Raw genomic sequence first — 12,245 nt, 5'->3', positions numbered from 1 at the left:
GGGGCGGAGGCGGCCGGCACGGCGGCGCTCGTACGGGCGCACCGCCGGCCGGCGCCGTCCGTGCGCGCGGCGGCGCTGCTGGCCGCGCGCGGCACGGTCACGTCGCTGAACGACGTCAGCGACGGCTTGGCGAGCGAAGCCTGGGAGATCGCCGAGGCTTCGGGCGTCATGCTCGCGCTGCGCGAGTCGCGGCTCCCGAAGAGCGGCAGCCTGGCCGCATACGCGAGCCGCGCCGGGGCGGATCCGCTGGCGTGGATCCTCTACGGCGGCGAAGACTACGTGCTGCTCGGCACGATCGCGGCTGGCGACGCCGAGGCGGCCAAAGCCGAGCTGGAGGCGGCCGGCCTGCCGATGTACATCGTCGGCGAGGCGGAGGAAGGCCCCGCCGGCGTCGCGCTGGTCCGCGATCTGGATGTTCGCGGACGGGGCCGGCGCGCCGGCTCCGCGCCCCGGCGCGAGCCGCTCCCGAAGCGGGGCTACAATCATTTTGGCGAGTAGGAGCGTGAACGGATGAGCGAGGTCATGGCAATCGAATGGACGGCGAACGACGAGTCCGGCACGGTCCGGCTCGCGGAGACGCTGGCCGGATGGGCCGCGCCGGGCACGGTGCTGGCCTTGGACGGCGATCTCGGCGCGGGCAAGACCCGGTTCTCGCAGGCCTATGCGAGAGGCATCGGCGTGAAGGACGTCGTGAACAGTCCGACGTTTACGATCATCAAGGAATATCAGGGCGCGCTGCCGCTCTATCATATGGACGTTTATCGGCTGTCGGAGCCGGAAGCGGACGAGCTCGGGCTCGACGAGTACTTCTTCGGCGACGGCGTGACGATCGTGGAATGGGCCAGTCTGATCGAGGCGCTGCTGCCGCCGGAGCGGCTGGAGATGTACATCGCGCATCTGGGCGGAGACGCGCGCCGGATCGCGATCAAGGGCATCGGTCCGCGGTATGCGGCCTGGGTGCGAGACTTACAGCGAATGGGAGCTAGGTAACAGATGGGTGAACAGACAACGCAGGGGAGCCGCGACGGACGGCTCGTGCTGGCCGTGGATACGTCGACGGCCGCCTTGGCGGCCGCGCTCGTCCGCGGCGGCGAGGTGCTGCGGGAGGTGCAGTCGCTCGCGGAACGCAATCATTCCGTGCATACGGTATCCGCGGTTCAGACGATGCTGGAGGCATGCGGCGTGAAGCCGGAGGCGCTGGACGGCCTCGCGATCGGGCGAGGTCCGGGCTCGTACACGGGCATGCGCATCGCCGTATCGCTCGGCAAGACGCTCGCCTGGGCTTGGGACAAGCCGCTCGTCGGCGTGTCGAGCCTGGAGGCGCTGGCTTACGGCGCATGGCCGGCGGCGTCCGCCGGCGCGGACGGCGCAGCGGCGGGGCGCGCCTGGATCGTGCCGATCATGGACGCCCGGCGCGGCCAGGCGTACACGGCGCGCTTCGCGGCCATAGGCGCCGCGCCGGAAGCGGCGAATCCGCCCGCGGACGGCGCGTGGACGCGCGGAGCGCCGGACGCGATCCGGCTCATGCGCGACTGGACGGACGAGCTGGCGGCGGCGCTCGGCGCGGCGGACGACGCTTCGCGGCCGGACGCCGTCTGGCTCGTCGGCGAGCTGGCGCAGCACGAGGCCGAAGCCGGCCGGCTGCAGGCGCTGTGCCCGGCCGTGCGGGTGCATGCGCTCCCGCACTGGCTGGAGGGCCGAGCGGTCGCCGCGCTCGGCGCGAAGCGGCTCGCCGCGGGAGAGCGGGACGACGTGCACGCGTTCGCCCCGAATTACACGCAGCTGACCGAAGCGGAGGTCAAGCTGCAGGAGAAGCAAGCGGCCGCGGAAGGAGCTGTCCGACATGACGCCAATTGACCGGAACCGGCTCGTCTTCCGTTCGATGACGCTGGACGACGTGCCGACGATCGCCGCGATCGAGGAAGAAAGCTTCGCGACGCCCTGGACGAAGGACGCGTTCGTGAACGAGCTGACGAACAATCACTTCGCGCGCTACATGGTCATGGATTATGAAGGCGCGGCGATCGGCTACGCGGGCATGTGGACGATCATGGACGAGGCGCACGTAACGAACGTCGCGGTGCGCGAGGCTTACCGCGGACAAGGGCTCGGGGAGCTGCTGATGACGGAACTGATGCGGACCGCCGTCCTGTTCGGCGCGCGCCGCATGACGCTGGAAGTGCGCGTGAGCAATTCGGTCGCCCGGCGGCTGTATGCCAAGCTGGGCTTCGAACCGTCGGGCATCCGGCCCGGCTATTATTCGGACAATATGGAGGATGCCCTCATCATGTGGGCGGAGCTGCCGGAGTCCGCCGAAGTGGAGCAATCGTATGACGACTAACGCAAGCCATGAACTCATCCTGGCCGTGGAGACGAGCTGCGACGAAACGTCGGCGGCAGTCGTCCGCGGCGGCAAACGGATTTTATCCAATATCGTCTCGAGCCAAATCGACACGCACCGCCGGTTCGGCGGCGTCGTGCCGGAAATCGCCTCGCGCAAGCACGCGGAGTCGATTACGGCCATCATGGAGCAGGCGCTGGCCGAGGCCGGCGTCTCGTTCCGCGACCTGTCCGCGATCGCGGTGACGCAGGGGCCGGGGCTCGTCGGCGCCCTGCTCGTCGGCATCGTCGCGGCCAAGAGCCTGGCGATGGCCCTCGGCCTGCCGCTGATCGGCACGCATCATATCGCCGGGCACATCTATGCCAACGAGCTCGTGCACGAGCTGGTCTATCCGTGCCTCGCGCTGGTCGCCTCGGGCGGCCATACCGAGCTCGTCCTGCTCGAGAGCGAAGGACGCTTCCGCATCATCGGGCGCACCCGCGACGACGCCGTCGGCGAAGCGTACGACAAGGTGGCGCGGACGCTGAAGTTCCCGTATCCCGGCGGGCCGCATGTCGACCGGCTCGCGCAGGGCGCGGACGACGAAATTCCGCTGCCCCGGGCGTGGCTCGAGCCGGATTCGTACGACTTCAGCTTCAGCGGCCTGAAGTCCGCCGTGCTCGCCGCCATCAACACCGCCGCGATGAAAGGCGAGCCGATCCGCGAGGCCGCGCTGGCCCGCGGGTTCCAGACGTCGGTCATCGACGTGCTGACGACGAAGGCGGTCCGCGCCGTCCGCGAATTCGGTGCCAAGCAGCTGCTGCTGTGCGGCGGCGTCGCGGCGAACGGCGGCCTGCGCGCGGCGCTGGCCGCCCGCTGCGAGGAAGCGGGCATTCCGCTGCTCGTCCCGCCGCTTCAACTGTGCACCGACAACGCGGCGATGATCGGCGCGGCGGCGCACTTGAAGTACGCGCGCGGCGAGTTCACGCCGCTCGACATGAAGGCGGAGCCCGGCCTGTCGCTGGAAGACTGGTCGGTCGTGTCGTAGCGCGACAGTCCGCGGAACGGTTCAAAAAAGCAGATTCGACGCGTGCCCCGCACGTTCGGATCTGCTTTTTGCGTTGACGCCTATTTTCGGCCGATGGCCATCTCCGGCCATCTCGTGCCGACGGCTAACTCGTGCTGACGGCTAACTCGTGCTGACGGCTAACTCATGCTGACGGCTAACTCGTGCTGACGGCTAACTCATGTCGACGGCCATCTCATGTCGACGGCCATCTCGTGCCGACGGCCATCTCGTGCTGACGGCCGACTTCGTGCTGGCAATGAACTTCGTGCCGGCGTCTTATTCAAGCAGGCTGCAGCGACTTGACGCTAAACAAAAAAGACACCTGTCAGGTGTCTGCGTTCGTAAACGATCGGCTCCGCATGAACGCCGCATAGGCGTTCTCAAATAGAAAAGCCCCTATCAGGCTCTTCATAATCCTAGTATAGCAACGCGGATTTTATAAGTCTAGGCGGGACGCGGAATTTTAGCTAAAGTTAAGCATGCCGGCCGGCACGAACATTCGGAAATATCGGGAAGGAGCGCGTTTACCATGTCGATCAAGGACTGCCCGCTCGAAGCGGCGCAGCGGGTGGAGCAAGATATCGCGTCGTTTTTGGAGGAGACCGGAGAAGTCTTCCGCATATTCGACCGCCAGGATTCGGGCAACGTGTCCTACGGGGTCCGCGCCGCGGGCCGGAACCGCTTCGTGAAATACGCGGTTCAGCCGGAGAACGTCGGCTATCTGAAGAACGCCGCCGCGTTCCATGCGAAGGTGAGCCATCCTTGCGTGCCCCGGCTGCTCAACCATTTTCCGGCTGGCGAGGGCTACGCGCTCGTCTTCGAATGGGTCGACGGCGAGGTGCTCGGTTCGCCGGAGTTCTCGGGGAAGGAAGGCCGCAGCCGTCCGGACTCGCCGCATTTCCGGTTCCGGCGCCTCCCGGCGGAGACGATCGTGCGCGCGCTCGGCGACGTCTACGAGCTGCACGAGCAGTTGGAGCGGCTCGGGTACGTCGCGGTCGATCTGTATGACGGCAGCCTGATTTACGATTTCGCCCGGAACGCGCTGCATCTGTGCGATTTCGATCTTTATGCCAAAGGCGCGTTTACGCTCGCGACGGACCGCAACTACGGGTCGAGCCGCTACATGGCGCCCGAGGAGTTCGTCAAGGGAAGCCGGATCGACGCGGTGACGAACGTCTTCAACTTGGGGGCCGCCGCCTTCGTCTTCCTGGCGGAGGAGGAAGGCAGCCGCGATCCCGCGCGCTGGCGGGCGTCCGGGGCGCTGCACCGGACGGCGATGAAGGCCGTCTCCCCGGACAGGGCCGACCGCTTCGGCAGCGTCGCCGAGTTCCGCCGGGCTTGGCTGGAGGCGCTTCGGAGCGAAGGCGCGGAGGGGTAAGCGGCGACGAGCCGCTCCCTTTTCAAAACTTTTTCTCGTTTCGGAATTGACAGACGATTTCCGTTAAGCCTATAATAGGCAACAACACTTCAATCGACGAAACGCGACGAACAGGAGCAGTAGAGCGAACGCCGGGAACAGAGAGCTGCGGGATGGTGCAACGCAGCCGAAGGCAGCTTGAACCTCGCCTGGGAGCGGAATGGCGGAGAGGGTTTCAGTGTCGGCCGAAGGCCAAGGCTGAAGGAAGCCCGCGTACGCCGTTACGGTTAACCGCCGTGATCGGGTGCATGGCCATCGATTTCTAGAGTCGGTCGCCGTGCTTAAGGTGGACGGCCGCGCTTCGCGCGTCGTCAACAAGGGTGGTACCGCGCCGGATCTCACAGTCCGTCGTCTCTTGATTCTCAAGAGACGGCGGGCTTTTTTGATTGCTCCGGATGCGGCGGAACCCCGCGGGTTTCGCGTCACGAAGTGTCGGACAGCCGAGAATCGCCCGCAACGATCGTCGAAGAGCCCTGTACCATCTTGTCTGAAGAGGCACGCATGAACCGTCAAGCTTGAACGTACACATATAACGAACACAACGCGTTGAACAGGAGTAGTAGGATCACGACCGGGAATCAGAGAGCTGCGGGACGGTGCGACGCAGCCGAAGGGGGATCCGAACTCGCCTGGGAGCGGAACGGGGGAAAACGGGGCGGCGTCCGCAAGGGCGGCCGGCCGCCGGGTACTTCGTTACGGCTGACCCCCGTCATCGGGTGCAGCGGACTCGCGGCCGAACCGGCCGGGTCCCTGCGCGAGCGGGTCCGGGCGGGAGCGTCCGGGCAACGAGAGTGGTACCGCGGCAAGCCCAAGAAGCCTGTCGTCTCTTGAATCTTCGAGAGACGGCGGGCTTTTGTCGTTGTCGCGGCCGCGGCCCGGCGTCTCCATCCAATCCCAAACCCCAAATACAGGAGGAACCAACCATGACCCCATCCCATGAAACGCGCATTAACGCCGATACGCAAGCCGCTTCGCCCGCCGACAAGCGGATCCGCATCTTCGACACGACGCTTCGCGACGGCGAACAGTCGCCTGGCGCGACGCTGCGTCCCGAGCAGAAGATCGTCATCGCCCGCCAGCTGGCGAAGCTCGGCATCGACGTCATCGAGCCGGGCTTTCCGATCTCGAGCCCGGGCGAGTTCGCCGCGGTGCAGCAGATTTCGCGCGAGCTGCAGAACGTCGAGATTGCCGGCTTCGCCCGCGCCATCAAGGGCGATATCGACGCCGCGGTCAAAGCGACGACGGACGCCGCGCGCCGGCGCCTGCACCTGTTCATCTCCTCGTCGGATATTCACCTGGACTTCCAGCTGAAGAAGTCCCGGGATGAAGTCGTGAACATCGCCCGCGCCATGGTCGCCTACGGCAAGCGGTTCGTGGACGAGATCGAATTCTCGGCGATGGACGCGAGCCGTACGGGCCGCGAATTCGTCATCGAGATGGTCGAGGCGGTCATCGCGGAGGGCGCGACGGTCATCAACCTGCCGGATACGCTCGGCTTCGCGCTTCCGGAGGAGTACGGCGCCATGTTCCGCGCCGTGCGGGCGGGCGCGCGCGGCGCCGACAAGGTGCAGTTCAGCGCGCATTGCCATAACGACCTCGGCCTCGCGGTGGCGAACAGCCTGGCGGCGATCGCCGGCGGCGCGACGCAGATCGAGGTCACGGTGAACGGCATCGGCGAACGCGCCGGCAACTGCTCGCTCGAGGAGCTGGTCATGGCCATCGAGACGCGCAAGGCCGCGATCGGCGCGGAGACGGGCATCAACGTCGGCGAGATTTACGAGATGTCGCGGATGGTGAGCCGAGCGATGAACTTCCCGATCGCCTACAACAAGCCGATCGTCGGCCGGAACGCGTTCCAGCACGAGTCCGGCATCCATCAGGACGGCCTGCTCAAGAACCGCAACACGTACGAGATCATGGATCCCGAAGCGATGGGCATCCCGCGCAGCATGATCGTGCTCGGCAAGCATTCCGGCCGCCATGCCATCAAGCACCGCCTTGCGGAGTTCGGCATCGTCCTGAACGAGGAGCAGCTGCAGGACGTGTACGACCGCTTCAAGGAGAAAGCCGACGAACTCAAAATCGTTCCGGACGACGTGCTGGTGCGCCTCGCGAGCGAGTCGACCGAGACGCAGCACGATCCGTACGTGCTGGTCGACCTGCAGGTGCTGGCCGGCACGCAGCGCTCCCGCATCGCGTCGGTAACGGTCCGCGAACGGGAATCGCAGGAGGAGCGCACGTATACGGGCACGGGGACCGGGCCGCTCGAAGCGGTCATCCACTGCCTGCGGCAGGCCATTCCGGTCGGCGCGGCGTTCGACGATCTGGAGCTGCATTCGCTGTCCACGGGCGAGGACGCCCGCGGCGAAGCGGCCGTCAGCGTCGTGCGCGGCGGCAAGCGCTACAGCGGCACGGCGGTGCATAACGACATCATTCTGGCGTCGGCCCAGGCGTACGTGGCGGCGTGCAACCAGCTGCTGATGAGCGCGAGCGCGGACGAGGGCGGCGACGGAACGGCCCGGGAAGCGAAATCGAGCTGACGGCGAGCCGGACGATTCGGTGAATGACGATTCGAAAGCAGGGGGCGCCCCCTGCTTTTTTGTTATCCACAACGTTGCCCACAGCAGGCGACTCGCTTGTGCACAAATGCTGGAAAGCCGCAAAATCCGGGCGTTTACAGTGTGCATAAAAGTCGAATAAGTTTTTCACAGGTTGGTTGTGGATAATGTGGATAATGGGAATAAAAATGAAGCAATCGTAAACGCTTGATGAGAAATATTAAAATTTCGGTAAATTTAGCGAGGTTATTCGACAAAATCAATGCCAGAATTGCCGCGCAATTTGTCCACGGCTGTGGATAGAGCTGTGGAAAGGGGGGATAGAGGCGCCAAGACCGGGCGGACGACCTGGCAAGCATGGTTCCTTTTCGCACGTCTGGGAAATCCTACGGGGACGGCTTGTCCGCCGCGGCTGCGGCGGCTGTGCATAAGCATCACGCGTTTGGAAGGAGGACCCCGCATGCGGGAAAGCTCGGGCGGCCTCAGGCTGGCCATGCTGGATATCAGGTCCATGTGGATGAATCGGACGGTGCGCAAATCGCTGCTCGGCCTCATGGTTCTGCCGCTGATGTTACAGCTTCATCTATCTATGGGCGTTCTGGGATCCGACGGCGCACGTCGAACGGCTTCGCCTCGCGATCGTGAACGAGGACGCGGGTACTTCGCGGGGCGGCGGCGAACGGAACTTGGGCCGGGAGCTGACGGCCAAGCTGATCGCGGACCGGTCGACCGATTGGCGGCCGGCGAGCCGGGCGGAGGCCGAGCGCGGCGTGAAGGACCTCGCGTACGCGATGGCGTTGTACTTGCCGGCCGATTTCTCGGAGCGGGCGTTCAGCGTGAGCGGCGACCGGCCGGAGCCGACATCGATGCGTATCGAGCTGAACGAAGGGGCCAACCTGCTGAACGCGAAGATCGTCCGCTCCGTCGCGGATTCCGTGAGGCGGCGGACGGAGCCTCGAAGCTGTCGGCCGCCTCGGAGCAGGCGCGCGAGGGCGCGGCGAAGCTGTCGGCGGGTCTCGCGGACAGCGGAGGCGGCATGGCGAAGCTGTCGGAAGGGCTTGGCGCGATCGCGAGCGGCGCGAACGAGCTGGAGAACGGACTCGTGAAGCTGAACGCGATGGCGGGCATCGTCGCGTCGGGCTTGCGCGACCTGAACGGCATCGCCGCCGGCGCAAGCGGCATGCAGGCCGCGTCGAACGGCGGCGCCGCGGACGCGGCCGCGCGGCTGAGCGGCGACCGGACATCGCTGCTTGCCGCCATTAACGATTTGCGCGGCGAATTATCCGCGCTGTCGAACGGACTTAAAGCCGTTAACGATGCCGCGGCCGGCTTGTCGAATCCGAGCGGCGCGCTGCGTCCGGCGCAGGCGCGTCTCGCTGACGCCGGCGATGCCCTGCGGCAGGGGCGCACGCTGCTGGACGGACTCGGCGGCCGCTATCCGGAGCTGCGGCAGGACGCGGATTACAAGCGGCTGTCCGATCGGCTGGCCGGGGCGGAGACGGCGCGGGCCGACGCCGACGGCGGCGTCTCGGATACGCTGGGCCAGCTGGACGCGCGGACCGCGTCGGTGCAGGGCGCCGCCGGCGGCGCCGCGAAGCTGGCCGGCGCCATCCAGCCGCGGCTGGATGAGCTCGGCTCGCGGCTGGACGCGCTGCGGGGGGACGCGGACGCCGTCTCCGCCGCGCTGGACCGGCAGCGGCTGTCCTTCGCGTCCGTCGGCGAGCGGGTCAAGGACGTCGCGAGCGGGGTGAACGGCCTGCAGACGGGCAGCACGAAGCTGATGAACGGCCTGCTGCGGCTCGGCGGCGGCGCGGAGGCGCTGCGCGTCGGCAACGCGAGGCTGGCGGACGGCGCGGACGCGCTCCGGGACGGGCTGGCGGCCATTCATCAGGGGCAGGCGCAGCTGGCCGACAAGCTGTCGGACGCCGCGGGCGTGGCTGCGCAGGACGGGAAGGCCGAAAAGCGGCAGGCCGTCATCGGCGATCCCGTGCGCATGACGGAGACGAACCGGCACCCCGTGCCGAGCAACGGCGTCGGCTTCGCGCGTATTTCATCGCGCTGTCGCTGTGGGTCGGCTCGCTCGTGCTGTTTTTCGTCATCGACGTCCGGCGGGTGCCGGAGCGGCCGCACGGGCCGCTGTCGTACGTCGGCAGCAAGTACCTCGCGCTCGCGTCGGTCAGCGTCTGCCAGTCGCTCGTGTCGGTACTCGTCCTCCATACGGGACTCGGCATTCCGACCGTCGTCCCGCCGATCGCGATGTACGCGGTCGCGGTCGGGCTCGTCTTCACGGCGATCCTGTTCATGCTGATCGCGATGCTGGGGAGCGATACGGGACGGTTCGTCGCGGTGCTTATTCTGATGCTGCAGCTGACGTCGAGCTCGGGATCGTATCCCGTCGGGCTCGAGCCGGGCTTCTTCCGGTTCATCCATCCGTACCTGCCGATGACGTACGTCGTCGAGGGGCTGCGCCAGCTCATCTCCATCGGCGAAGGGACGGCGATCGTCCGCACCGCGGCCGTGCTGGCGGCTTTCGGCATCGGGGCGATTCTGCTGCTTTACGCCGTCAAGCGCCGCCGGATCATGGCGGAAATCAAGCTGGCCGAAGGAGCGGCTTAAGCAAGGCGCGGTCAGAAACGGCGGCGCCGCGGGAGGGCGCGGGACGGCTGGGGCCGCAAATGCGCAAAAAGGCCGTAAATGCCTGCGTACGAGCAGCATTTACGGCCGTTATCGCGATTCCGATCGGTGTTGAGCTGGTTGAGGTTGGTTGAAGCTATTGCCGGAGCGGGCCGAACGCGTCTCGGGTCGACGCGAATTGCGTATCGGACGAAGCCGATCGCGAGGCGCCGCGCGATCGCGAGCTTGGATTTCGCCTCTCCGATCGATCCCGATCGCTTACGCGAGCAATTCCTCCCAGGCTTCGTACACGGCCTGCAGCTCCGCTTTGCGTTTGTCCGCGTCGGCTTGAATATCGCCGACCCGCACGTAATCATTGAAGACTTCAGGGTCCGTGAGCAGCGCTTCGAGCTCCGCGATTTCGCCCTCCAGCCGCGCGATGTCGGATTCCAGCTGTTCCTGCTTGCGCTGCCGGTTCCGTTCGTCACGCTTCGCTTGTTTGTCGGCTTCGTACGAGGAGACGGGCTGGGGTTCCGGCGTTTGCGCGGATTTGCTCTGTTTTCCTTGCGCGGCCGTCTGCAATTCCAGCTTCAGCTCTTCGATTTCCCGCTTTTTCTGGATCATTTCGTCATAATTTCCCAGGAAATGCTCCGTGCCCTTCGGATTCAGTTCGACAATGCGCTCCGCCATCTTATTCAAGAAGTACCGGTCATGAGAGATGAACAGCAGCGTGCCGTCGTAATCCATCAGCGCGCCTTCGAGCACTTCCTTGCTGTACAGGTCCAAGTGGTTCGTCGGTTCGTCGAGAATCAGCATGTTCGCCTGCGCCAGCATCAGCTTCGACAGCGATACGCGCGCGCGTTCGCCGCCGCTCAGGGTGCTGATCTTCTTCTTCACGTCGTCGCCGCTGAAGAGGAAATTGCCGAGGATGGTGCGGATGCGCGCTTCCTCGATGCCCGGATACGCGCTCCACAGCTCTTCAAGCACCGTGTTGTTGCGGTTCAGGCCCGTATGCTCCTGGTCGTAGTAGCCGATCTTCACGTTCGTGCCCCAGCGGATCGAGCCGGCCTCGTGCGGCTGCTGGCCGACGAGCGCCTTCAGCAGCGTCGATTTGCCGATGCCGTTCGGGCCGATGAGCGCGACGTTCTCCCCCCGTTCGAGCCGGAACGTCACGTCGCGGAACAGCGGGGCGTCCTTCTCGGGGAAGCGGATCGACAGGTCGCGGAGGTCGAGCACGTCGTTGCCGCTTTGGCGTTCGATCTCGAAGGAGAAATGCGCCTTCTTCAAGTCGCCGAGCGGCTTGTCGAGGCGATCCATCTTCTCCAGCGTCTTGCGCCGGCTCTGCGCGCGCTTCGTCGTGGAGGCGCGGACGATGTTCCGCTGCACGAAGTCCTCGAGCTTGGCGATCTCCTCCTGCTGCTTCTCGTATTGCTTCATTTGCGCCTCGTACTCGGCCGCCTTGATGTCGATGAAGCGGCTGTAATTGCCGGTATACCGCTTCGCCTGGTGCCGCTCGATCTCCACGATCGTGCCGACGACGGCGTCGAGGAAGTAGCGGTCGTGGGAAACGACGAGAATGCCGCCCTCGTAGCCGCGCAAATAATCCTCGAGCCAGGTCAGCGTCTCGATGTCGAGGTAGTTCGTCGGTTCGTCGAGCATCAGCAGGTCCGGCGCCTGCAACAGGATGCGGGCGAGCGCGAGCCGCGTCTTCTGGCCGCCGCTCAGCATGGAGATGACCGTCTCCGGCGGGAAGCTGCCGAAGCCCATGCCGTGCACCACGCTGCGGATGCGCGTCTCCATCTCGAAGCCGCCCTTGGCCCGGAACCAGTCCGAGAGCTTGGCGTACCGGTCGAGCACCGCCTGGTACTGCTTCTCGTCGGCGTGCAGCGCCGGGTCCGCGATTTGCTGCTCCAGGGCGCGGAGCTCGCGCTCGGCGTCGGTCAGATGCGCGAATACCGCGCGCATCTCGGCTTCGATGGTCTTGTCCGACTGCAGGCCGCTGGATTGCGCCAGGTAGCCGATCGTCGTTTCTTTCGATTTATAGACGGTGCCGGAATCGGCGTTCAGTTCGCCGGCGATAATCCGGAGCAGCGTCGATTTGCCCGCGCCGTTCACGCCCACGAGGCCGACCCGCTCGCGGGGCAGCACCTGGAACGTCACGTTCGCGAGCACGCTGCTGACGCCGTAGCTTTTGGATACATCGGATACTTGAAGAAGCATGGTTCCCGTTTACCTCCAACCTGAAGAAAAATGCCTTTGTACCAGTGT

General features: G+C 65.8%; 10 protein-coding genes. 9 read left to right on the top strand and 1 reads right to left on the bottom strand.

The window, feature by feature from the left end:
• From I8J29_RS24770 to I8J29_RS24730, 9 genes are all read left to right on the top strand, one after another.
• Positions 1-498: AIR synthase-related protein (locus tag I8J29_RS24770; protein WP_240546462.1), on the top strand; the 498-nt coding region annotated here is incomplete at its 5' end.
• A 12-nt stretch (positions 499-510) separates the two neighbouring features.
• Positions 511-990, top strand: coding sequence for a tRNA (adenosine(37)-N6)-threonylcarbamoyltransferase complex ATPase subunit type 1 TsaE (gene tsaE, locus I8J29_RS24765; RefSeq protein ID WP_240546461.1), 480 nt, complete (start codon positions 511-513; stop codon positions 988-990).
• Between the two features lie 3 nt (positions 991-993).
• Positions 994-1,857, top strand: coding sequence for a tRNA (adenosine(37)-N6)-threonylcarbamoyltransferase complex dimerization subunit type 1 TsaB (tsaB, locus tag I8J29_RS24760; RefSeq protein ID WP_208850098.1), 864 nt, complete (start codon positions 994-996; stop codon positions 1,855-1,857).
• On the top strand, positions 1,844-2,341 hold the full coding sequence (gene rimI / locus I8J29_RS24755; RefSeq protein WP_090644073.1) for a ribosomal protein S18-alanine N-acetyltransferase: 498 nt from the start codon (positions 1,844-1,846) through the stop codon (positions 2,339-2,341). Before tsaB ends, rimI begins: the two co-directional genes overlap by 14 nt.
• Positions 2,331-3,368, top strand: coding sequence for a tRNA (adenosine(37)-N6)-threonylcarbamoyltransferase complex transferase subunit TsaD (tsaD, locus tag I8J29_RS24750; RefSeq protein WP_208850097.1), 1,038 nt, complete (start codon positions 2,331-2,333; stop codon positions 3,366-3,368). Before rimI ends, tsaD begins: the two co-directional genes overlap by 11 nt.
• Positions 3,369-3,918: 550 nt before the next feature.
• Positions 3,919-4,767, top strand: coding sequence for a protein kinase family protein (locus I8J29_RS24745; RefSeq protein WP_208850096.1), 849 nt, complete (start codon positions 3,919-3,921; stop codon positions 4,765-4,767).
• 962 nt (positions 4,768-5,729) lie between these two features.
• A complete protein-coding gene (locus I8J29_RS24740) occupies positions 5,730-7,346 on the top strand; it encodes a 2-isopropylmalate synthase (RefSeq protein WP_208850095.1) in 1,617 nt (538 codons plus the stop codon).
• Between the two features lie 599 nt (positions 7,347-7,945).
• Positions 7,946-8,470: a YhgE/Pip domain-containing protein gene (locus I8J29_RS34680; protein WP_208850104.1), complete on the top strand. Its 525-nt coding sequence runs from the start codon at positions 7,946-7,948 to the stop codon at positions 8,468-8,470.
• A 976-nt stretch (positions 8,471-9,446) separates the two neighbouring features.
• Positions 9,447-9,980, top strand: a complete 534-nt coding sequence (locus I8J29_RS24730; protein WP_338113278.1) for a YhgE/Pip family protein — start codon at positions 9,447-9,449, stop codon at positions 9,978-9,980.
• Between the two features lie 276 nt (positions 9,981-10,256).
• Here I8J29_RS24730 and I8J29_RS24725 read toward each other — a convergent pair whose 3' ends face one another.
• On the bottom strand, positions 10,257-12,197 hold the full coding sequence (locus I8J29_RS24725) for an ABC-F family ATP-binding cassette domain-containing protein (RefSeq protein WP_208850094.1): 1,941 nt from the start codon (positions 12,195-12,197) through the stop codon (positions 10,257-10,259).
• Positions 12,198-12,245: the final 48 nt, after the last annotated feature.

Source organism: Paenibacillus artemisiicola (assembly GCF_017652985.1).
In the GTDB taxonomy this organism is placed as follows: Bacteria; Bacillota; Bacilli; order Paenibacillales; family Paenibacillaceae; genus Paenibacillus_Z; species Paenibacillus_Z artemisiicola.
The sequence above is the reverse complement of the archived record's forward strand: the minus strand, read 5'-3'. Positions and strand labels throughout refer to the sequence as shown.

Excerpts from the sequence above, each read along its gene's own strand:
- tsaE (WP_240546461.1), top strand. The coding sequence starts at position 511 with ATGAGCGAGGTCATGGCAATCGAATGGACGGCGAACGACGAGTCCGGC.
- tsaB (WP_208850098.1), top strand. The coding sequence starts at position 994 with ATGGGTGAACAGACAACGCAGGGGAGCCGCGACGGACGGCTCGTGCTG.
- rimI (WP_090644073.1), top strand. The coding sequence starts at position 1,844 with ATGACGCCAATTGACCGGAACCGGCTCGTCTTCCGTTCGATGACGCTG.
- tsaD (WP_208850097.1), top strand. The coding sequence starts at position 2,331 with ATGACGACTAACGCAAGCCATGAACTCATCCTGGCCGTGGAGACGAGC.
- I8J29_RS24745 (WP_208850096.1), top strand. The coding sequence starts at position 3,919 with ATGTCGATCAAGGACTGCCCGCTCGAAGCGGCGCAGCGGGTGGAGCAA.
- I8J29_RS24740 (WP_208850095.1), top strand. The coding sequence starts at position 5,730 with ATGACCCCATCCCATGAAACGCGCATTAACGCCGATACGCAAGCCGCT.
- I8J29_RS24725 (WP_208850094.1), bottom strand. The coding sequence starts at position 12,197 with ATGCTTCTTCAAGTATCCGATGTATCCAAAAGCTACGGCGTCAGCAGC.